The 19,364-nt window shown below is 62.8% G+C and carries 19 protein-coding genes; 11 read left to right on the forward strand and 8 right to left on the reverse strand.

Annotated features, from left to right (window positions below):
* The first annotated feature begins 69 nt into the window (after positions 1-69).
* Positions 70-1,095 carry a LacI family DNA-binding transcriptional regulator gene (locus tag BBH56_RS04585; RefSeq protein WP_144348347.1) on the forward strand — a complete coding sequence of 342 codons (1,026 nt, stop codon included), beginning with the start codon at positions 70-72 and terminating at the stop codon, positions 1,093-1,095.
* Between the two features lie 37 nt (positions 1,096-1,132).
* Here BBH56_RS04585 and yihU read toward each other — a convergent pair whose 3' ends face one another.
* The 4 genes from yihU to BBH56_RS04605 all read right to left on the reverse strand — a co-directional run bounded on the left by yihU (position 1,133) and on the right by BBH56_RS04605 (position 4,788).
* Complete coding sequence (gene yihU, locus BBH56_RS04590; RefSeq protein ID WP_148122092.1) at positions 1,133-2,023, reverse strand: sulfolactaldehyde 3-reductase; 891 nt, start codon at positions 2,021-2,023, stop codon at positions 1,133-1,135.
* 68 nt (positions 2,024-2,091) lie between these two features.
* Complete coding sequence (locus BBH56_RS04595) at positions 2,092-3,105, reverse strand: ABC transporter substrate-binding protein (RefSeq protein WP_148122093.1); 1,014 nt, start codon at positions 3,103-3,105, stop codon at positions 2,092-2,094.
* Positions 3,106-3,137: 32 nt separating this feature from the next.
* Positions 3,138-3,962 (reverse strand): ABC transporter ATP-binding protein, encoded by an 825-nt coding sequence (locus BBH56_RS04600; protein WP_144348350.1) that lies wholly within the window; start codon positions 3,960-3,962, stop codon positions 3,138-3,140.
* Positions 3,963-3,972: 10 nt separating this feature from the next.
* Positions 3,973-4,788 carry an ABC transporter permease gene (locus BBH56_RS04605; protein ID WP_144348351.1) on the reverse strand — a complete coding sequence of 272 codons (816 nt, stop codon included), beginning with the start codon at positions 4,786-4,788 and terminating at the stop codon, positions 3,973-3,975.
* A gap of 270 nt (positions 4,789-5,058) precedes the next feature.
* On the opposite strand from BBH56_RS04605, the gene BBH56_RS04610 reads away from it, so the two are divergent.
* Positions 5,059-5,538: a DUF411 domain-containing protein gene (locus tag BBH56_RS04610; RefSeq protein WP_148122094.1), complete on the forward strand. Its 480-nt coding sequence runs from the start codon at positions 5,059-5,061 to the stop codon at positions 5,536-5,538.
* Positions 5,539-5,604: 66 nt separating this feature from the next.
* Positions 5,605-6,666 (forward strand): NAD(P)-dependent alcohol dehydrogenase, encoded by a 1,062-nt coding sequence (locus BBH56_RS04615; protein ID WP_148122095.1) that lies wholly within the window; start codon positions 5,605-5,607, stop codon positions 6,664-6,666.
* 66 nt (positions 6,667-6,732) lie between these two features.
* Here BBH56_RS04615 and BBH56_RS04620 read toward each other — a convergent pair whose 3' ends face one another.
* Positions 6,733-7,695: a glycine betaine ABC transporter substrate-binding protein gene (locus tag BBH56_RS04620; protein WP_144348354.1), complete on the reverse strand. Its 963-nt coding sequence runs from the start codon at positions 7,693-7,695 to the stop codon at positions 6,733-6,735.
* Between the two features lie 257 nt (positions 7,696-7,952).
* Between BBH56_RS04620 and BBH56_RS04625 the strand changes: the two genes are divergently transcribed.
* Genes BBH56_RS04625 through BBH56_RS04640 form a run of 4 tightly spaced genes read left to right on the forward strand, consistent with a single transcriptional unit; the run spans position 7,953 to position 12,822 of the window.
* Positions 7,953-10,040, forward strand: a complete 2,088-nt coding sequence (locus BBH56_RS04625; RefSeq protein WP_318262626.1) for a putative bifunctional diguanylate cyclase/phosphodiesterase — start codon at positions 7,953-7,955, stop codon at positions 10,038-10,040.
* A gap of 3 nt (positions 10,041-10,043) precedes the next feature.
* Positions 10,044-11,726, forward strand: coding sequence for an ATPase domain-containing protein (locus BBH56_RS04630; protein WP_318262627.1), 1,683 nt, complete (start codon positions 10,044-10,046; stop codon positions 11,724-11,726).
* A complete protein-coding gene (locus BBH56_RS04635) occupies positions 11,716-12,039 on the forward strand; it encodes a circadian clock KaiB family protein (protein WP_144348356.1) in 324 nt (107 codons plus the stop codon). The genes BBH56_RS04630 and BBH56_RS04635 overlap by 11 nt, the downstream gene beginning before the upstream one ends.
* Before the next feature lie 42 nt (positions 12,040-12,081).
* Entirely contained in the window at positions 12,082-12,822 is a 741-nt protein-coding gene (locus BBH56_RS04640) for a sulfite exporter TauE/SafE family protein (RefSeq protein WP_198515267.1), read from the forward strand.
* Here BBH56_RS04640 and BBH56_RS04645 read toward each other — a convergent pair whose 3' ends face one another.
* Positions 12,823-13,128, reverse strand: a complete 306-nt coding sequence (locus BBH56_RS04645) for a ribbon-helix-helix domain-containing protein (RefSeq protein WP_110882686.1) — start codon at positions 13,126-13,128, stop codon at positions 12,823-12,825.
* Between the two features lie 181 nt (positions 13,129-13,309).
* On the opposite strand from BBH56_RS04645, the gene BBH56_RS04650 reads away from it, so the two are divergent.
* From BBH56_RS04650 to gloA, 3 genes are read left to right on the forward strand one after another with little or no spacing between them, the layout of a single operon-like run.
* The gene (locus BBH56_RS04650) at positions 13,310-13,861 is read left to right on the forward strand and encodes a hypothetical protein (RefSeq protein WP_198515268.1); all 552 of its coding nucleotides are present in this window, start codon (positions 13,310-13,312) and stop codon (positions 13,859-13,861) included.
* Between the two features lie 12 nt (positions 13,862-13,873).
* The gene (locus BBH56_RS04655; RefSeq protein WP_148122097.1) at positions 13,874-15,460 is read left to right on the forward strand and encodes a GMC family oxidoreductase; all 1,587 of its coding nucleotides are present in this window, start codon (positions 13,874-13,876) and stop codon (positions 15,458-15,460) included.
* Between the two features lie 18 nt (positions 15,461-15,478).
* Complete coding sequence (gene gloA, locus BBH56_RS04660) at positions 15,479-16,018, forward strand: lactoylglutathione lyase (protein WP_144348360.1); 540 nt, start codon at positions 15,479-15,481, stop codon at positions 16,016-16,018.
* Between the two features lie 239 nt (positions 16,019-16,257).
* Here the strand turns inward: gloA and BBH56_RS04670 are convergent, their stop codons facing one another.
* Entirely contained in the window at positions 16,258-17,490 is a 1,233-nt protein-coding gene (locus BBH56_RS04670; RefSeq protein WP_198515269.1) for a YeeE/YedE family protein, read from the reverse strand.
* Entirely contained in the window at positions 17,490-18,446 is a 957-nt protein-coding gene (locus BBH56_RS04675; RefSeq protein WP_148122098.1) for a sulfurtransferase, read from the reverse strand. The genes BBH56_RS04670 and BBH56_RS04675 overlap by 1 nt, the downstream gene beginning before the upstream one ends.
* Before the next feature lie 175 nt (positions 18,447-18,621).
* Between BBH56_RS04675 and BBH56_RS04680 the strand changes: the two genes are divergently transcribed.
* Positions 18,622-19,332, forward strand: a complete 711-nt coding sequence (locus BBH56_RS04680) for an SDR family NAD(P)-dependent oxidoreductase (RefSeq protein ID WP_148122747.1) — start codon at positions 18,622-18,624, stop codon at positions 19,330-19,332.
* Positions 19,333-19,364 lie beyond the last annotated feature (32 nt).

A 19,364-nucleotide genomic window follows, 5' to 3' on the forward strand; every position in this document is an offset into this window, starting at 1 on the left:
TCCAAGTATAGGGTTGAAAGCGCTAACATCGCGCTGGCAAAAAAAGGGCTGTCAGGGAAGCGCCGCGTCATGGACCAACACTCGCCCGTTCGCATGGAGGATGTCGCCCGGGTGGCCGGCGTATCGGCCATCACCGTCTCGCGGGTCATTCACCATCCCGACAAAGTCGCCGACACCACCCGCGAGCGGGTCCTCGCGGCAATCGAGACCACGGGCTATGTGCCCAATCGGGTCGCCGGCAGCCTGGCATCCAACCAGACCCGTATCATCGGCGCCCTCGTACCCACCGTGACCAACTCGATCTTTGCCGACACCATCGACGGGTTGACCGACGAACTTGGCGCCCAGGGCTACCAGCTGTTGCTGGGCGCAACCGGTTATTCCCTCGGCGAAGAGACCCGGCTGATCAATGCCATCCTGGCTCAGCGCCCCGCCGGCATTGTCGTCACCGGCCTGCAGCACGAACCGGCCGCAGAAACCCTGCTCCGCGCGGCTCGGATCCCGGTGGTCGAGACCTGGAACGTCGACGGTCGGCCGATTGACATGGCTGTCGGGTTTTCCAACTTCAACGCCTGCCACGCGATGGTCGAGCGTCTCGTGGCGCGAGGGGCACGCTGCATCGGTTATGTCGGTGCCCCGACGCTGGCCAACGACCGTGCCGCCCAGCGCGTTGCCGGTTACCGGGCGGCGGTGACGGCACTGGGGCTGGAAGCCTCGGACTCGCTGATTTACGAAGGTAAGTTCTCGTTTGCCGCCGGGGCGGGTCGGCTTCGCGACCTGCTGGCCAGCCGGCCGGATGTCGATGCGGTGTTCTTCGGCAACGATATCCTCGCCCTGGGCGCGCTTTTCGAGTGTCAGCGTCAGGGCATCCGCGTGCCGGCGGATCTGGCGATCGCGGGCTTTGACGATGTGGAGCTGGCCGCCAGTGTCGCCCCGGCGCTGACCACCGTGCGCATTCACCGCTATGAAATCGGCCGCCAGGCCGCACACAAGATCCTCGAGAGGTTGCAGGGCGATACGACGCCACCCGCCCTGAGCGATCTGGGGTTCGAGATCATCGAGCGCGAGACCACGCCCGATGGAGGCGCTGACTGACCGGCCCCACGCGTCGTTACCGTGATGAGGGAAGCTTCTAGCGCTCATCACCCATCGCCGTTTCGCGCAGCGCTGCATACACCGCCGTCCAGTCCTCGGCTCCGCGCCCGTGCCGGCGCGCCAGTCCGTAGGTCTGATGGGCGACTGCACCGAGCCACGCGGGTGCGTCCAGCTCACCGGCCATGGCCAGTGCCAGGCCCATGTCCTTGTGCGCCAGATCAACCATGAAACCGGGCGTCAGATCGCCCTTGAGGACTTTGGCGGGATAGGTCGTTCCCATGTGCCCCTGACCGGCAACCGTGCCAAGCATTACGCTGCGCGCCTGTTCCGGATCGAGACCCGCACTTTCCGCCATGACCAGAGCTTCGGCGGTCAGCGCATTGAGGGCGATGGACATGTAGTTGTTGACCAGCTTCATCTTCTGGCCGGCCCCTGTCGGACCGCAGTGGACAATGGTGTCGCCAAGAGGCTCGAGGAACGCCCTGGCCCGGTCGACGTCGCCTGCCTCGCCACCGACCATGATCAACAGTTTGCCGTCGATGGCATGCTGCGACGACCTTCCAACCGGAGCGTCAACAACGCAGACACCAGCGGCCCGGAGCCGGTGTGCGAACCGCTCGCAATGACTCGGCAGAATGGTGCTCATGTCGATGTAGAGAGTACCCTCCCGCATCGCGGTCGCCGCACCCTGGTCACCGAAAAGTGCCGACTCCACATGCTCACCCCGGGGCAGCATGGTGATCACACAGTCGGCCTCCGAGGCCGCAGCGGCCGCATTGGCGGCCACTTCGGCGCCGTCCTTTTCAAGACCCGCAACCAGTCGCGAGTCTAGATCGAATACGCGGACCCGATGGCCGGCCCGCAGAAGATTGCGGGCCATGGGCCCACCCATGGTTCCGACACCAATAAAACCGACGCTCGCGCCCATTTTTTTCTCCTTGAAAAACCGCGAAATTGAACCCGCCACCCCTGCCGATGAGAGGTGGCGGGGCGTGCTCAACCCGCGATGTTGATGTAGTGCTGCGGATGGAAGTACTCGCTGGCGCGGCGGGGATTGCTGATGCCTCCCTGCTCGACGAAGAAGTCGGTCACCTGGTCAAGCCATTCAGTGACGGTGCCGTCTTCATACCGCGTGAGCCACTGGTCGCGTGAGAACACCCGCTGGGCCTGATACTGGGCCTGCAACTGGTCGAGGCTGACATTCGGGTAGTAGTTGGCCTGGAGAATACCGAGTGCCTCTTCGGGGTTATTGACCAGCATCTCGTTGGCCGGCAGCCAGCCGCGGATGATCTTGTCGATAACCTCGGGATTCTCCTGATAGAAGTCACCGCGTGCGGCCCAGCCACCCACGATGGCGGCTTCGGGGTAGTACGCTGAGGCGTCCACCAGCATTTTTGCCGACGGCCGCTGCTCGGCCACCTGCACGTTAAAGGGCACCCAGAGCGCCACCGCCGGCACGGCGCCGGAGATGAACGAGGTGACCGCGTCGCTCATGCGCTGATTGACCAGCTCAACGTCCCGGTCGGGATCGAGTCCCGCCTCAACCAGGGCACGATGCAGGAACACATGCGCGGTGGTACCCGTGGTGGTGGAGATCTGCTTGCCCTTGAGGTCAGCGATCTCATTGATGCCCGACTCGGGATCGGCCCACAGCTGGGCGGTCCCCTCCTCGACGTTGTTGATCAGAAATGCCTCGCCCTGACCGCGCGCTGGGAAGTTTGAGATCACTGCACCGGTCGCGAGCACATCAAGGCTCCCACCGACCAGCGCCTGGAACAGTTCGAGCCCCGTGGTGAACTGGATGTACTCCATGTTCAGGCCCTGTTCGGCCCACGTTCCCATGTGGTCGGCGAGCCAGATATGGCCGTCCACCGCCAGGGTATGCAGGTAGCCAACCCGTACCGTCTGCCCGCTCTGGGCAAACAGGCTGGGTACGCCGCCCATGGCATACAGACCGGCACCCGCGCCGATCCCCTTCATGAAGTTTCTGCGACTGCTGGAATAGCTCATTTCTCTCTCCTCTTGCGGTAATGAGGCGTTTTCTACGCCTGTCCTGTTGTTTGTTTCTGCCGCGCCTGACTTTCCTGCGCGGCGTACTCCTGCATCACCAGTTCGCGGACCTCGCTTCGCAGATCAGCAAAGGCGGCGGAGTCGCGCAGCTCGGCCGTGCGTGGAAACCCGAACGGCACCTCGATGATGCGGCGGATGCGCGACGGGCGTGCGCTGATGACAAGGATCCGGGAGGACAGATACAGCGCCTCCTCCACCGAATGGGTGATGAGCATCACGGTCTTGCGGACCTCGCCCATCACATTCAGCAGCAGGTCCTGCATTGCGGTCCGGGTCTGGGCATCGAGCGCGCCGAACGGCTCATCCATCAAAAGGAACTCTGGGTTGACCGCATAGGAACGCGCCAGGGCAAGTCGCTGACGCATCCCCCCGGAAAGTGTCTTCGGATAGGCCCGGCGGAATTCGCTGAGCCCCATGAGCTCAATGAAATGGTCGACGATCTCCCTGCGCCGGGCATCGGTGACGCGATTGGCGCGAAGGCGCAGACCGAAGGCAATGTTGTCCTCGACACTCAGCCATGGAAAAACGCCATAGTCCTGGAACATCATGCCGCGTTCCGAACCGGGCCCCTGAATGGGCTGACCGTCCAGCAGAACCGAGCCGGTGGTTGGCTGCATGAACCCCGCTACCATGTTGAGCATGGTGGTTTTCCCGCAGCCTGATGGTCCGACCAGCGAGACGAACTCGCCATCCCCGACACCAAAGGAGACATCCTCGGCAACCTGGATCGAGCCATTGTCGGTGTCGAATACCTTGCCGACGTTCTCGAAACGGATTCTTTCGTTGTACTGACTCATTCCGGCCCCCTCAGTCATTGCGTTCCTGCCAGACAAGCGCACGGCGGGTGAGTCGCCGCAGGGCGACGTCCATGGCCAGCGCGATAAACCCGATGCAGATGATCCCCATGTAGATGGTGTCGAGCTGGAAATACGCGGACGCATCCTGGATCACCGCACCAAGTCCCTGCTGAGCGGCGACCAGCTCGGCGGCCACCAGGGTTGCCCACGCCACACCCAGCGCCACGCGGAGTGCTGTCAGGGCATGCGGCACGGCCAGGGGAATAATCACCTTGCGGAATATTTCGAAATCACTCGCCCCGAGGGTCTGGGCGACCCGGATATACAGCGGTGAAATCTGACTGATCCCCTCGTACATCACGATGACGCTGGCAAAGAACGCCGCGTAGAACAGGATGATCACTTTGGCGGATTCGCCGATCCCGAAGTAAACGATGACCAGAGGGATCAGCGCGATCGGTGGGAGGGCGCGGAAAAAGTTGATCAATGGGTCCATGAACGACCGCAGGCCCTTGTACCAGCCCAGCAGGAAACCGACAGGCACGGCACAGGCGGTGCCAAGCATCACTCCAAGAAAAACGCGCTGGGTCGACATGTACATGTCCAGTGCCAGATCGCCCCCGATCAGCATGTCCCAGAGCCGCGTGGCGACCTGCACCGGCGTCGGAATCAGCGAGGCCTCGAAAAAGCCGGAGTAGCGAACGCCATACCAGAGCGCGAGAATCAGCGCCCAGGGCCCCAGAAAATGGGCGATGCGACGTGCAGTCGCTCCAAGGCGGCCGAATGGCCGTCGGGACGGGCGGGGCGTGGACGATTCAGCGCCCATAGTGATCTCCTCCAGTTGTCTTTCATGCTTTCTGCATTTTTTTATCAGGTCGCAATGTTAGCGCTAACAACCGTCCGATCCGGACCGGCGCATTACGCATTGTCCACGATCACGGTGCGTTGCCGTGATGCTGCGACCTCAGGCTCTCGGACCTGATGTTAGCGCAAACATGGCAGCAGTGATCACACCCTGTCAATACGCCAATCCCGGTAATGCGCGATGAACCCACATTGGTTATACTCGGAGGCGTAAAACAACGGAGGCCATTAGATGTTCAGTTCCCGATCGCTCTCTCATCTGGCTGTTGCCCTCGGATTCGTCGCGCTCAGCCCCGTCGCCATGGCCACCGACTCCATCATCAAGGTCGCCAAGACACCAACCTGCGGCTGCTGCTCGGCCTGGATCGAGCATCTTGAAGCCAACGGGTTCGAGGTAACCGTCCACGACGTCAGCCATCGCCAGTTAAACGCCATCAAGGTCGACCTGGACATCACTCCGGCGCAAGCCTCATGCCATACCGCCATGGTTGATGGCTATTTCATCGAGGGCCATGTCCACGCCCGTGAGATCCGTTCTCTGCTGGCGAGTCAGCCAGAGGCGAACGGACTGACCGTCCCGGGCATGCCAGTGGGATCGCCGGGAATGGAAATGGGCGAGCACCAGGACGAGTATTCAACACTGCTCGTTGAAGATGACGGCAGTACCCGAACCTATCGACAACATGCGACACCCCCCGAGCGCTCCGAGTGATGGAACGATTCCGGGACGAGGGCGTCCAGATGGGGACTTATTCACCATACCATCAGGGGGCTCAGTATGACGCCAGCGAAAGCCTACGGCGCTCAATCGGATCAATCCGGACTCGCACCGCTCAATATCGAACGTCGTGAGCTTCGGCCCGACGACGTCGCCATTCAGATCGACTACTGTGGCGTTTGCCACACCGACATTCATTTCGTTCAGAACGACTGGGGAATGACGCAGTATCCGCTGGTCCCGGGCCACGAGATCGTCGGTCGGGTCTCCGCTGTCGGTGACCAGGTCACCGGGTTCCGTCCCGGCGATGTCGTGGGTGTCGGCTGCATGGTGGATGCCTGCCGCGAGTGTGAGCCCTGCCAGCATGGCCTGGAGCAGTACTGCCTCGAAGGACCGACGCTGACCTACAACGGCCAGGATCGGCGTGACGGGTCCATTACCTTTGGCGGTTATTCAGAGTCGGTGGTGGTCAGCGACCGGTTCGTCGTGCGTGTGCCTGAGGCGCTGGATCCGGCGGCCGCGGCGCCGTTGCTCTGCGCGGGAATCACCACCTACTCGCCCCTGCGTCACTACGGCGTCCAGGCGGGTCACAAGGTCGGTGTGATTGGCATGGGCGGCCTTGGCCACATGGGCATCAAGTTTGCCCGCGCCATCGGCGCTGAGGTGACGGTCTTCACCCGCAGCGAGGCCAAGGTCAGCGAGGCACGGGCCCAGGGGGCCCATCACGTGGTCGTCTCCTCGGACGAGGCACAGATGCAGGCCGCGGCGGGTTATTTCGATTACATGCTCGATACCGTGCCCGTCCAGCACGACCTCAACCCCTATCTCTCGGCGTTGAAGTATGACGGCACGCATATTCTGGTCGGGCTGATCGAGCCCATCGAGCCACCGGTCCACGGCGGCAGCCTGATCTTCGGCCGGCGGGTACTGGCGGGATCGCTGATCGGCGGGATGCCGGAGACTCAGGAAGTCCTCGACTTCTGCGCGGATCACGACATTGCCTGCGATGTTGAGATGCTTGACATCCGCAACATCAATGAAGCCTACGAGCGGGTGAAAAAGGGCGACGTCAAGTACCGCTTCGTCATCGACATGGAGACGCTGCGCAACACGGCGGATTGATAAAAAAGGCGCCGGGACGTCATCGCCCCGGCGCCTTTTAACTTCAGATCCTGAGCGGCTCAGGCGTTAGAACATGTCCTGCACGTTGGCGCGGGCATCGTCGCTGAGCCAGTCCATCCACACGTCGGTGTTGTTCTGCAGGAACTGCACGACCGCTTCATCGACAGTGGCATCGTTGTTCGCATGCCACGCCAGCAGGCCGTTCATGGTGTCGTTCTCGAACGTCATGTTCTGCATGAGTTCGAAAGCCTCCGGCTCGCTCTCGGCAAGATCGGTGGTCACCACGTTGAACACCGGTGCGGCCGGCCAGCCTGTCTTGCCGACTTCGTTGCACTCGGTGTCCTGGTTGCACTCGTAGGCCTCCTGGTTCACCGGGCCCATATCGACACTGACCATGTCGTACTGACCCAGCGGCGCGGTCGGTCCCCAGTAGTAGCCGAAGTACGGTTCTTCGTTTTCAGCCGCCGACACCAGTGCCGCCTGCAGGGTCTCGCCCGAGCCGTGGTTGAAGACCTCGATGCCATGGTCCTCGAGCTCAAAGGCTTGGACCAGCGAGTCATTCGCGATCCGGCAGCCCCAGCCATCCGGGCAGTTATGGAATCGGGCACCAACCAGCTCCGGGTTATTCAGAATACCCTCAATGGTGGCGAGCTCCGGGTGCTCCTCAACCAGAAAGCCCGGCACCAGCCAGTGCTCGGTAGCACCTTCGCTGAAGGCATCCGATGCCTTGACGACTTTGCCCTGCTCGGCCAGGTCGTAGTATGCCGGGGCGCCGTTCGGCCAGAACTCCGGCACGATGTCCGGCTCGTTGTTCTCGGCCAGCGATGTGATGGCCGTGGTGGTGGCCGATGGCACGACCGTCACATCACAGCCATAACCCTGGGTCAGCAGAAACTCGGTGACACCGGTGATGATGCCGCCCGAGGTCCAGTTCATCTCGGCCACCGAGATCTCGCCGCATTCGGCGTTCGCGGCCATGGGGGCCAGCGCGCCGGTCAGTGCCAAAGCGTATAGGGAACGCTTATTCATACATATGCTCCTTTTTCCTTGCGTTTGACCATTCCGTCTCCGGGGTTCAACTCATGGACTGGCGCCTGCGCAGCGGAAGGGACGGAGTACATGCGGTCTAGCGGGAGGAAATTCGCCCGATCAGGCGTCCAGCCTTGTTTAACCATAGACCAATTTTTTTGATCCGTACAACCCGCCGGACCGACAACTTTGCGAGCCAACGCCCGGCAAGGCATCCTGCCGGGGCAATCCAGCGACAGGGACGATTGAAGCAGCCAATGACCGACATCGATGGTCGCGGCGACACCATGCCCGATGAACAAAGCCTCGACGCGCTATTGAACGCGAGCGATAACGCCTGCGCCATCATTGATCGGCATTACCGGTATGTCTGGGCCAACACCGCCTATCAGCGGCTGCACCTGGGCGCGCCCAGTGATCTATCGGGGCGGTGCGTTCAGGATGTGCTCGGCGGGGCGTTCGAGCGCGTGGATCGCTGGCGACTGGATCGGTGCCTGGCGGGCGAGCCACAGTGCTATCGCACCGAGCGGCATAGCCCGGCACTCGGCTGGCGCACCCTGGAAGTCCGCCATCACCCGCTGAATGCCCCGGCGGCGGTGGTCTCTCAGGTGGGCGTGGTCATTGCGGATATCACCCAGAGTCGGCAGAACGACCACGAAATCCACAAACTCATGCAGGTGGCCCATCTCAACCCGGCCCCCATCGCGATCACCGACGCTCAAGGCGGCATCGAATATGTCAATCCGGCGTTTGAACACAACTCCGGCTATCGTCGCGATGAGCTCCTCGGCGACACCCTGACCTGCATCAAAAGCGGCAATACCCCCGACGCGGTCAATCGCGAGATCTGGGAAACCGTCGAAGCGGGCGGGATATGGACCGGCGAGCTCGAGAGCCGACGCAAGGATGGCGAGCCTTACCGGGAGTACACACTGATCGCGCCCCTCGAAAACGAGGATCGGGCAATCGCCAATTACATCGCCATCAAACAGGACACGACGGCCCTGCGAGCCACCGAGAAGCGCCTTGAGCGCGCAGCGCTGGAAGATCCATTGACAGGGCTCCCCACCCGCACCGGCTTCAGTGAAGCGCTGCAGGCGCAGCTTGATGGGCAGGGCTGGCCGGATAATGGCGTCATCGCCATGGTCGACATCATCAGCCTTCGAGACATCAACGATGCCTATGGCTACGAAGGCGGTGACCGGTTGTTGATCCAGTTCAGCCAGCGGCTGCGCTCGCTTGCCGGTGAGCACGGTCTCAGCGGACGCATCGGCGGTGATGAGTGCACGCTGTATCTGCCGCTGGCGCCGGATAGATCAACGGTGAGTCAGCTCGAGCAGCTCGTCGAGGCGCTCTCCCAACCTTTCGATCTGAATGGCGTCGCCATTCGGCTTGCCATTCGTCTTGGCTACAGTCATCTCGGCCAAACTCCCCGCCCTGCCGAGACCCTGCTCCAGGAAGCGGAGCGGGCACTGTTCCGCCATCGTGCCGAATCGACGCTGCCGTGGGTCGCCTACAGCGAGGCGCTGGAGGCCGAAACGCAGGCGCGGGTCGGCCTGACACAGGCCCTGCGACGCGCGCTTGAGAACGATGAGTTTGAAGTCCATTTCCAGCCCAAGGTCGACATGGCCACCGGGCGTGTAATCGCCGCCGAAGCACTGCTTCGCTGGAATCATCCGACCCGCGGGCTGGTCTCCCCCGGCGTGTTCATCCCCATCGCCGAGCAGAGTCAGCTCATCGGACCGATCGGTGAATGGACACTGCGACGCGCCTGCCAGCATCTGAAGGCCTGGAGCGACGCCGGACTGGATCTGGTGCGCGTCGCGGTCAACGTCTCTTTGATCCAGTTTCGCTCGGGCCACTTTCCCGACCAGGTCCGGCGCATCCTCGATGAGTCGGGAATTGAACCACAACAGCTTTCACTCGAGATCACGGAGAGCGTATTCGCCAGCGAATCCACCCTGCTTCTGGAGCAGTTACGCGCCCTGCGGGCAATGAATGTGCGCCTGTCACTGGATGACTTCGGCACCGGCTACTCATCCCTGCTCTATCTGCAGCACTACCCTTTCGACGAGATCAAGATTGACCAGGGGTTTGTCGCCGACCTGATGCAGAGGAATTTCAACCGCAACCTGATCGATGCCGTCAGGCGCCTTGCCCAGGCCCTTGATGCCGAAATCATCGCCGAAGGCATTGAGGCCGCTGACGTCCGCGATGAGCTATTGGCGATAGGCATTCAGTTTGGCCAGGGCTTTTATTACAGTATGCCGCTGGAGGCCGAGGACTTCCGCTGGTTGCTCGAGCGTCGCAGTCACCTCCCTCTGACACGCGGACGAACGGAGTAGATCGTGGAAAAACGCACCACGGGGATCATCGATCTCGATCGGGTGACCCAGGGCGGACTGCCCGCCGGGCAGACAACGCTGGTGCTGGGCGAGGCCGCTGCTGGCAAGACCGTGCTGGCCCTACAGGTCCTTGCCCGGGCCATTGAGCAAGGTGGCGCCGGGGTGTTCGTCTCGTTCGAGGAATCTCCCGCCCAGATCCGGCAGGATGCCGCTTCCTTCAATTGGGGCAAAAACCTGATTGAGGCCGACTCGCTGGAAGTCATCGATGCCCGCCCACGCCTGAGCGCGGAGACGGCCGGCGAGTTTGATCTCGAGGGGCTGCTGTCGATCGTGACGGCGACAAGTCGCCAGAAAGGCGCCGCCTGGATCGTGTTCGACGGCATCGACCAGCTGCTCCGCCACCAGGTCGAGCATAACGCCGCCATCAATCAGATCCGACGCGTCGACGAGGCCTGTGCCGAAAATGGCTGGACGCTGCTGCTGACCGGAAAAACCCGGCACGACGGGATCGAGCCGTTCCATCTCGAGGGAATCGAGTTTCTGCTCTCCGCGACGATCATGCTCTCCGCCCGCATCGTCGACCAGCAGCTCAACCGCTCATTGCGCATCGCCAAATTCCGCGGGTCCGCCCATGTCACCGACGAGCTGCCGATGCTCATCGACGATGACGGGATTGCCTTGCCGTATCACTACGGCAATGAGAACGACAACATCGAAGCGAGTAACGAGCGGCTCAGCCTGGGCGTTGAGCGGCTCGATGCACTGCTCGGTGGCGGCATCTACCGCGGCTCTAGCCTGCTCATCTCGGGACGGCCGGGGACCGCCAAAAGCACCCTCGCCGCCAGGTTCGCGGAGACCGCCGTCACGCGCGGTCAGAAAACGCTCTATATCAGCTTTGATGAGCTCGAAGGCCCCTATGTCCGCAACCTCCAATCGGTGGGGATCAACCTGCGCGATCCGATTGAGGCCGGGCAGGTGCGCTTTCAGACCTTATCGGCATATGCGGCGCGAGTGACCGAGCATTTCCTCGTGATCCGGCGCCTGCTGGATGACTTCGAACCGGATTGCCTGGTGATCGACCCCATCTCCGCGCTGCTCAAGGCGAGTGCCACGGAGGGCGCCGAAATGGCCACCGAACGGCTGATCGACATGGTCCGACGCCGCGGCATCACGACCCTTCTCACCTCGCTGACCGGGGTGCGCGATCCGGAAGGGGAAGCCACACAGGGGCAGATCTCGACACTCGCCGACAGCTGGATCGTGCTCGACTACAACGTCCGCGGCGGTGAGCGGAATCGGTCGCTGTCGATCGTCAAATCCCGCGGGTCAGGCCATTCCAACCAGCAGCGCGAGCTGCTGCTGAGCAGCGAGGGTATTGATCTCGCCGACGTCTACGAAGACGGCGGCGAGGTGCTGATGGGTACCGCCCGGGTCGAAAGGGCTCAGCAGGACGAGGCGCGCGCCCGGCGCGAGCAGCTGGAGTGGAAGCAGCGTCGCAACGACCTCGAGCGGCGCATCGCTCAGGCCGAAAAGGAGCGTGAGCGCCTTGCCCAGACACTCGAGCTGGAAGCCGAAGAATACAATGAGGCCACACGGCTTGATGAACAATGGCGCAACCGGATCCGCCGTCGACGCGATCCGGCAACCCGGAATCCCGAAGACAGGGATGGTTTCGATGACAACTGAGACAAGCACGCAGCATGCGTCGACGCCAGTGCTGATCCTGTTCGTGACCGGCGACGCGCCACGGAGCCGCCGGGCGCGGGCAAACCTCGCGAGCATGCTCGAGCGACTGGGTCGAAGTGATCTGTCGCCCCAGGAAATCGATCTTCTGGATCAACCGCAGGCGGGCCTCAGCTACGCCGTCTTTGCGACGCCTTCGCTGCTGAAGCGCGAACCTGGGCGCGATGGCGCGCTACTCTACGGTGATCTGTCGGATTCCGATCGGCTTGAGCGGTTTCTGGCCGATCTGCTGGTGCACGAAGCTGAACCGGGCTAGCGCGGCGACGCCGCGGCTCCAGCCGCCCGGGCGGCTGCGCTGATGGACCTGCTCATCGTGGTGGCAGCCGCCCTGTGCGGCGGCGTCATCAACGCCCTGGCGGGTGGCGGCAGCTTCCTTACCCTGCCCGCGCTGGTGTTCACCGGCGTCCCGCCGGTCATGGCCAATGCAACCGGTACCACGACGCTGCTGCCCGGATACCTGGCCAGTGTCTGGGGCTCCCGCGACCTGATCCGCGCGCCCCATGGCATGACACTACTCGCCGTGATTGCCCTGGGCGCTCTGGGCGGGAGCCTGGGGGCAAGCCTTCTGCTGCTGACCTCCAATGATGCCTTCAGTGCCATCGTGCCGTGGCTGCTTTTATTCGCCACCGGCCTTTTCGCGCTGGGCCCGCGCATCCATCGCGCCCTGTCGACTCGTTTCAGCCACCGCCACAGCCTGCCGGGACGCCTCAGCGTGCTGGCCGTGAGCATTTATGGCGGTTACTTTGCCGGTGGCATGGGGATCGTGATGCTGGCTGCCTTCCGTCTGCTGGGGGTGGACGACCTGAACCTCGCCAACGCCCTCAAAAACCTGCTATCCGCAGTCCTGACGGTGATCGCGGTGACCGTCTATGCCATCGGTGGCGCCATCGCCTGGGGCGAAGTCCTGCCCATGGCCATCGCCGCGAGCATCGGCGGGATGGCCGGGGCAAAAATCGGACGCCGGCTGCCCCCGGCGGTCCTGCGCGCCGGGATTGTCGCCGTGGGCGCGCTTACCACCGTGGTGTTCTTTGTGGACTGATCACCGGCTCCCGACCACCGCACCCATCGATGCGGCGTCTTCGGGGATCTGGCGCTCCAGATAGCGGGCGCAGCAGACCCGCAGCAACGAAGCGAGGTTTCTTACCTCGCCCTGGCGGGCCAGCACCTCATCATGAATCTCGGTGATGAACTGCGGCACACTCAGGTGCTGCTCGGCACTGAGCTTTTCCAGGATCCACCAGAACTCGTTCTCAAGCCGAATACTGGTGACAAACCCACTGAGCCGAACCGAGCGGGTACTGGAGTCGTACCGCTCGTGTGGCGTCGACGCGTACACCTCACACATCACTCTCTCCTCGCTGGCTATCCAGTATTTTTTTAGTTTGTAGTAGCACGCTACTACCCCATGAGCAATCGCGCATCACACAATCGACTCAAGCGCTTCACAGAAAGGCGCCAGTCACGGGGCAGATGCCCCGTGCGCCATGCTCATTCAGGAGGAGAAGCCAACCATGTTGGATCAGTCCATGAATCGTCGCCGCTTTCTCAAGGGGAGTGGCTCGACGCTGATGGGCACGCTGGCGATGACCAGCATGCCCATCGCCATCCTTGCCCCGTCCCGGTCCTGGGCCCTCGAGCTCCAGCAGCTCGACGCCCACCAGGGCGAGGTACTACTCACGCTCACCCGTCACATCTTTCCTCACCCAACGCTCGAGGATGCGGTCTACGCCCTTGTGGTCAAAGACCTGGACGCCGAAGCGGCCGCCAACCCCAGCACGGCCGACACCATGCGCTCGGGCATCGCCGCACTGGACAACCGCGCCGGTGGCGACTGGCTGGCCCTGGATGACGAGCAGCAGGGCATGCATGTCCGTGCCATTGCCGGGTCCGACCTGTTCCGCAAGGTCCAGTCCACCGCCGTCGTATCGCTCTACAACAACGAAATGGCGTTCCGCCACTTTGGCTATGGCGGCGAGCGCGGCGATGCCGGATACCTGTCACGTGGCTTCAATGACCTGACATGGCTGCCCGACCTGCCAGCCAGCGCGAGCGGCCCCGTCCCCGGGATGAACGGCTGAGGAGATTGAACGATGGAAAATTACGATAACCAGACCACCTTCGCCCACGATGACGACAACGTCGTGGTGATCATCGGATCGGGTGCCGGTGGCGGCACACTCGCCAACGAACTCGCCCAGAAAGGCATTGACGCCGTTGTCCTCGAGGCCGGGAAACTGCATACCCGCGGCGAATTCATTGCCGATGAGTGGGCCTCGTTCGGGCAGCTCGCCTGGCTCGATAACCGCACCACCAGCGGCACATGGCGCGTCGCCCGCGACTTTCCCAATCTGCCCTCCTGGATCGTCAAGGCGGTCGGCGGCAGTACCGTCCACTGGGCCGGCGCAAGCCTGCGCTTTCAGCCCCATGAGTTTCGTGCGGCCAGCGAGTATGGCGACATCCCGGGAGCCAACCTGCTGGACTGGCCCATCGACTACGACGATCTGGCCCCCTATTACGACCGGGCCGAGGACAAGATGGGCGTCACCCGCACCAACGGCATTCCGGGTCTGCCCGGCAACAACAATTTCAAGGTCATGCACGCCGGGGCCACCGCCATCGGCTACAAGAATTGTCATACCGGCAATATGGCCATCAACAGCGAGCCGCGGGATGGCCGGGCGAGCTGCGTTCAGCGCGGGTTCTGCTTCCAGGGCTGCACGACTGGCGCGAAGTGGTCGACCCTGTACACCGAAATCCCGCGGGCACTGGCGACGGGTCATGTCGAGCTGCGACCCGAATCTCAGGTGGCGGCCATTGAGCATGACGACCGCGGGCGTGTGAACGCCGTGGTGTACTTTGACGCCGAGGGCCTCGAACAGCGCCAGCGCGCCCGGGCGGTCGCCGTGGCCGGCAATTCCATCGAGACTCCGCGCATGCTGCTCAACTCGGCATCCAGTCAGTTCCCCGACGGGCTCGCGAACTCGTCCGGTCAGGTGGGCCGCAACTACATGCGGCATATGACCGGCTCGGTCTATGCAAGCTTTGACGAACCGGTGCACATGTACCGCGGCACCACCATGGCTGGCATTGTCCAGGACGAGGCCCACCATGATCCGTCGCGGGGCTTTGCCGGGGGCTACGAGATCGAGACCGTCTCACTCGGTCTGCCCTTCATGGCGGCGTTCTTCGACCCGGGCGCCTGGGGCCGGGATTTCACCGAGGCCATGGATCAGTATGCCCATATGGCCGGGATGTGGCTGGTTGGTGAGGATATGCCGCAACAGCGCAATCGGGTCACCCTGAATACCGACGTCAAGGATGCCTACGGACTGCCGGTACCCAACGTGCATTACGATGACCATCCCAACGACGTCGCCATGCGCCAGCATGCCTTCCAGCAGGGGACCGCGATCTACGAAGCAGCGGGCGCCAATAAGGCGTATCGCACGCCGCCCTACCCGTCGACCCACAACCTGGGCACCTGCCGCATGAGCACCCATGCCCGTGACGGCGTCTGCAACGGGTATGGCCAGACCCACGATATCGATAACCTGTTCATCTCCGACGGCAGTCAGTTCACGACCAGTGCCGCCGAAAACCCGACGCTGACCATTGTCAGCCTGGCGATCCGGCAGGCCGATTACATTGCCCGGCAGATGGCGGATCGTGCGATCTAGCAACAAGGAGTGACCGCAATGCCCTTTACCAGCGAGCAGTACCCCGGCGTGGTCGAGTCACGCCCCGAAGCGACCCGGGGGTTCGCGCTCAATCACAGCATGATGCGCATCAAGGATCCCGAGCGCTCACTGGCGTTCTACACCGGCGTGCTCGGGATGCGCGTGCTCAGGCGGCTGGACTTCGAGGAACTCAACTTCTCGTTGTATTTCCTCGACTGCCCCACTGAGGGGCAGTCCACGCCGCCGTCCGATGTGGGCGAGCGGACCGTATGGACCTTTTCACAGCGCGGTCTGCTCGAGCTCACCCACAACTGGGGCAGCGAGGATGATCCCGACCTGCAGTTCCACGACGGCAACTCCGAGCCGCAGGGCTTTGGGCATATCTGCGTCTCGGTGCCCGATTTGGACGCCGCCGAACGGTGGTTCGATGACAACGGGGTCGAGTTCATCAAGCGACCCGATCAGGGCAAGCTGACGGATGTGGCCTTCATCCGTGACCCGGACGGGTACTGGATCGAGATCGTCGAACCGGCCCGCCTGAGCGATCTGGGGCGCTGACGCCAGGCCCCCTTTACGCCCCCGTGTTCTTTTGGAGCCGGGGGCTCACTCATCTGATCGGCACGGCGCTCCACAGGGTGCGCACGCACCACTGTCGAGCTGGGAATAGCTCGTGGTCACTCCAGCCTGCCCACTATTGCGGGCAAACGTCGCCGAATGGAAATGATCCGCGAGGATCACGATAAGCAGACCGACGAGGACCAGGATCACTCGTCCCCGCGTATAGTCCCGGTTTCCGCTCATCGTCCCTCCGGCTGGTCCAGACCGAACCATGGGCGCAGACGAATCCCCAGGATTGAGCCCGCAAAAGCACAGGCAAACCAGATCCAGCCATGAAGGCTGGCTGAGGCAATGCCACTGAACATCGCGCCGATGTTGCAGCCGAATCCCAGCCGGGCCCCATAACCCATGGACAGACCACCGACGACCGCCGCCAGCATTGAGCGGCCACTGAGCGGTTTCTGGCTCGCCCGATTGAAGCGTCCCGCCAACCCGGCCGCCAGCATGGCCCCCAGGAGCAGCCCGAAGTTCATGACCGAGACCACATTAACGAGCAGGCTGTCCCGTAGCGCGAGGGCTGGGTAGTCCCATGTCCAGAATGACCACTGCGCCATGTCGACACCGGTAGCCTGAAGGATCTTTGCGCCCCAGAGACCGAAGGCAAAGGTCACCCCCCATGGATAGCCGGCGACCAGAAGCGTTGCGAGATTCAGCACTGCCAGGGCGATTGCGCCCCAAAGCAACGGCCAGCCACCCTTGAACAGAGTCGTGACGGCACCGGTATCCCGAGGCGCCATCAGGGCACGGTCTACCGACCCATGACGACGCCGCTCAAGCCAGAGCACTGCCGAGGCGAGTATTCCAATCACCGCGAGCTGCGTCCCGATGGTCGCGAAAACCCCCAGCCGTTCCGTTAGATTGACGGGGTCAATACCCGGTCGCTCCAGCCACCAGGGAAGGTGCATGGTCCCGATCACCGATCCGACTACGAACATCAGCAGTGTGATCATCATGCGCAGATTACCGGCTCCGACCGTAAATAACGTCCCTGAGCCGCAGCCGCCCCCGAGCTGCATTCCGAAGCCGAATAACAGCGAACCTACCACCAGCGAAACGCCGACCGGCGCGAGTGTTCCACTGATGCCGGTCAACCCAAGACCCTCCGCCCAGCCGAGCACTGGAACGAACAGCACCGTCGCGATGGCCAGTAAAAGCAGCTGGGCCCGCAATCCACCGCTACGCCGGCGGGTGACCATATTCCGCCAGCCGGCCGTGAACCCGAATGCGGCGTGATACAGGGCGATGCCCAGACCCGCCCCGATGAGCAGTAACCACACACGGTCAGCGGGCGCCTCCAGGGCGATCAGACCTGCCATCACGGCAAGCCCCGTGAGCGCCGTCGTGACGATGAACCGATCGATCGGCCGGGCGGTCGCGGGGGCCGCGGCGGCCACAGCGGCATTCCCCATCATCAGCCTCCGAAGAATTCGAGGATCCGCGCGAGACCGCGCTTGGCAACGTCGACCGGGCGGGATTCACTTGCGGTCCAGGCGACCATGGAGCCGTCGTAAAGGCCCACATCGTCGATGCCGCGGACTTCCGACAGGGCAAACCAGGTCGTCGTTGCCCAATGACCGGTGTTGCAGAACGACACGGGGCGGCGGCCTTCTGCGAGGGTGTCCGCATCGATAGCGCTGTTGACGCTTGCCGGGTCGAAGCGCCAGACCTCCTCCTCACGGATGAAATCTTTGTGGGGCAGATTGATGGCCCCGGGAATGGTGCCAGCAACGCGCGCACCGGGATGCTGACGATCGCCCTCGAAGAATTCCGCAGGGCGGGCATCGATCAGCTGCAGACCTCGATCATCAGCTTGTTCGACATCGGCTGTGGTGACGATCATGTCAGTCTGCAGGTCGGCGTTGAATTCTCCCGGAGCGACCGAAACAACTCCATCGGCGGTCCCATGACCTGCTTCGAGCCATCCCTGGTAACCGCCATTGAGTATGGTCACCTGCTCATGACCAAGCGCCTTGAAGGTCCAGTAAACCCTTGCCGCACTGCCGAAGTCAGTCGCGCCGGTACCGGCCGGAACGATCACCACGGTGTCCGCATTGTCGACTCCAAATCCTTCAATCAAGCCCTCGAGCTGTTCCACGGGCGGCAGCTGGCCGGTTACATCCTCCTGCTCCGCGCGCCAGGGATGTCGTGTATAACCCGCATCCACGGCGCCGGGGATATGCCCTTCGCTGAACGCCACACGGTTACCGTCATCGATGGGACTGCGCACATCGAGAATTGCGACATCATCCTGGTCGAGCCTGTCCGCGAGCCACGCAGGATCCACCAGCGATGGCACGCTGGCGAGCGCGGGCGCCGCGGTTATCAGAGCGCCAAGGGCGACACCCGGAACAGATAGACGAGTCAACATTGTCTGTACTCCTTCGATGGATTTCGAACCCGCGCCATTAGAGTATGTTGATCTGATATTTACAATTGCCTTTTAATATTTATTTGTTATACCGCGAGTCAGATAGGTTCTATGGCAACCCCCCGGCATTCCTCACTGATACGCTACTGGCTTGTATTGGCATCTGGAGCATCCCATGAATAACGTCCAGCCTGTCTGCGTGATCAACGGGGTCGGACCGGGTAACGGCGCGGCATTCGCCCGCCGTTTCGCTGCGGCCGGCTACCGTGTCGCGCTGATCGCCCGGTCGGCGGATTTCTGTGACTCGCTGGCCGCGGAGATCGGCGACAGCGCGCACGCCTATCAATGCGATATCGGCGATCCCACCGGGGTCAGCGAGACCTTTGCCCGGATCCGCGAAGCACTCGGCCCGGTGGAGGTGCTGCTGCACAACGCCGGTGCCGGCATCTGGGGTGACTTCGAGTCACTCGAACTCTCGGCGTTCGAGCAATCCTGGCGAGTCAATACACTCGGTCTGGTGGCAGCTGCGCGCGCTGTCGCACCGGACATGCGCCGTGCCGGTCACGGCAGCATCGTCGTCACCGGCGCCACCGCATCACGCCGGGGTGCGGCAAAGACCGCCGCGTTCGCGAGCGCAAAAGGGGCCCAGCGCAATCTCACTGAGTCACTGGCCAAGCAGCTATGGCCCGACGGAATCCACGTCTCCACCATCATGATCGACGGCATCGTGGATCTGCCGCGCACCCGGGAACGCCTGCCCGACAAGCCCGATACGTTTTTCCTTGATCCGAATGATGTCGCGGAAACGGCATACTGGCTCGTCCAGCAACCGCGCTCGGCATGGTCATTCGAGGTGGAAGCCCGGCCCTTCGGCGAGTCCTGGTAGGCGATGGCAGCGTTCATGGACGCGATTCATGG

The sequence above is a fragment of the Spiribacter roseus genome, assembly GCF_002813635.1.
Taxonomy (GTDB): domain Bacteria; phylum Pseudomonadota; class Gammaproteobacteria; order Nitrococcales; family Nitrococcaceae; genus Spiribacter; species Spiribacter roseus.

Excerpts from the sequence above, each read along its gene's own strand:
- BBH56_RS04640 (WP_198515267.1), top strand. The coding sequence starts at position 12,082 with ATGGACCTGCTCATCGTGGTGGCAGCCGCCCTGTGCGGCGGCGTCATC.
- BBH56_RS04600 (WP_144348350.1), bottom strand. The coding sequence starts at position 3,962 with ATGAGTCAGTACAACGAAAGAATCCGTTTCGAGAACGTCGGCAAGGTA.
- BBH56_RS04650 (WP_198515268.1), top strand. The coding sequence starts at position 13,310 with ATGAATCGTCGCCGCTTTCTCAAGGGGAGTGGCTCGACGCTGATGGGC.
- gloA (WP_144348360.1), top strand. The coding sequence starts at position 15,479 with ATGCCCTTTACCAGCGAGCAGTACCCCGGCGTGGTCGAGTCACGCCCC.
- BBH56_RS04585 (WP_144348347.1), top strand. The coding sequence starts at position 70 with ATGGACCAACACTCGCCCGTTCGCATGGAGGATGTCGCCCGGGTGGCC.
- BBH56_RS04655 (WP_148122097.1), top strand. The coding sequence starts at position 13,874 with ATGGAAAATTACGATAACCAGACCACCTTCGCCCACGATGACGACAAC.
- BBH56_RS04620 (WP_144348354.1), bottom strand. The coding sequence starts at position 7,695 with ATGAATAAGCGTTCCCTATACGCTTTGGCACTGACCGGCGCGCTGGCC.
- BBH56_RS04625 (WP_318262626.1), top strand. The coding sequence starts at position 7,953 with ATGACCGACATCGATGGTCGCGGCGACACCATGCCCGATGAACAAAGC.
- BBH56_RS04645 (WP_110882686.1), bottom strand. The coding sequence starts at position 13,128 with ATGTGTGAGGTGTACGCGTCGACGCCACACGAGCGGTACGACTCCAGT.
- BBH56_RS04670 (WP_198515269.1), bottom strand. The coding sequence starts at position 17,490 with ATGATGGGGAATGCCGCTGTGGCCGCCGCGGCCCCCGCGACCGCCCGG.
- BBH56_RS04675 (WP_148122098.1), bottom strand. The coding sequence starts at position 18,446 with ATGTTGACTCGTCTATCTGTTCCGGGTGTCGCCCTTGGCGCTCTGATA.
- BBH56_RS04615 (WP_148122095.1), top strand. The coding sequence starts at position 5,605 with ATGACGCCAGCGAAAGCCTACGGCGCTCAATCGGATCAATCCGGACTC.
- BBH56_RS04595 (WP_148122093.1), bottom strand. The coding sequence starts at position 3,105 with ATGAGCTATTCCAGCAGTCGCAGAAACTTCATGAAGGGGATCGGCGCG.
- BBH56_RS04605 (WP_144348351.1), bottom strand. The coding sequence starts at position 4,788 with ATGGGCGCTGAATCGTCCACGCCCCGCCCGTCCCGACGGCCATTCGGC.
- BBH56_RS04610 (WP_148122094.1), top strand. The coding sequence starts at position 5,059 with ATGTTCAGTTCCCGATCGCTCTCTCATCTGGCTGTTGCCCTCGGATTC.
- BBH56_RS04635 (WP_144348356.1), top strand. The coding sequence starts at position 11,716 with ATGACAACTGAGACAAGCACGCAGCATGCGTCGACGCCAGTGCTGATC.
- yihU (WP_148122092.1), bottom strand. The coding sequence starts at position 2,023 with ATGGGCGCGAGCGTCGGTTTTATTGGTGTCGGAACCATGGGTGGGCCC.
- BBH56_RS04680 (WP_148122747.1), top strand. The coding sequence starts at position 18,622 with ATGAATAACGTCCAGCCTGTCTGCGTGATCAACGGGGTCGGACCGGGT.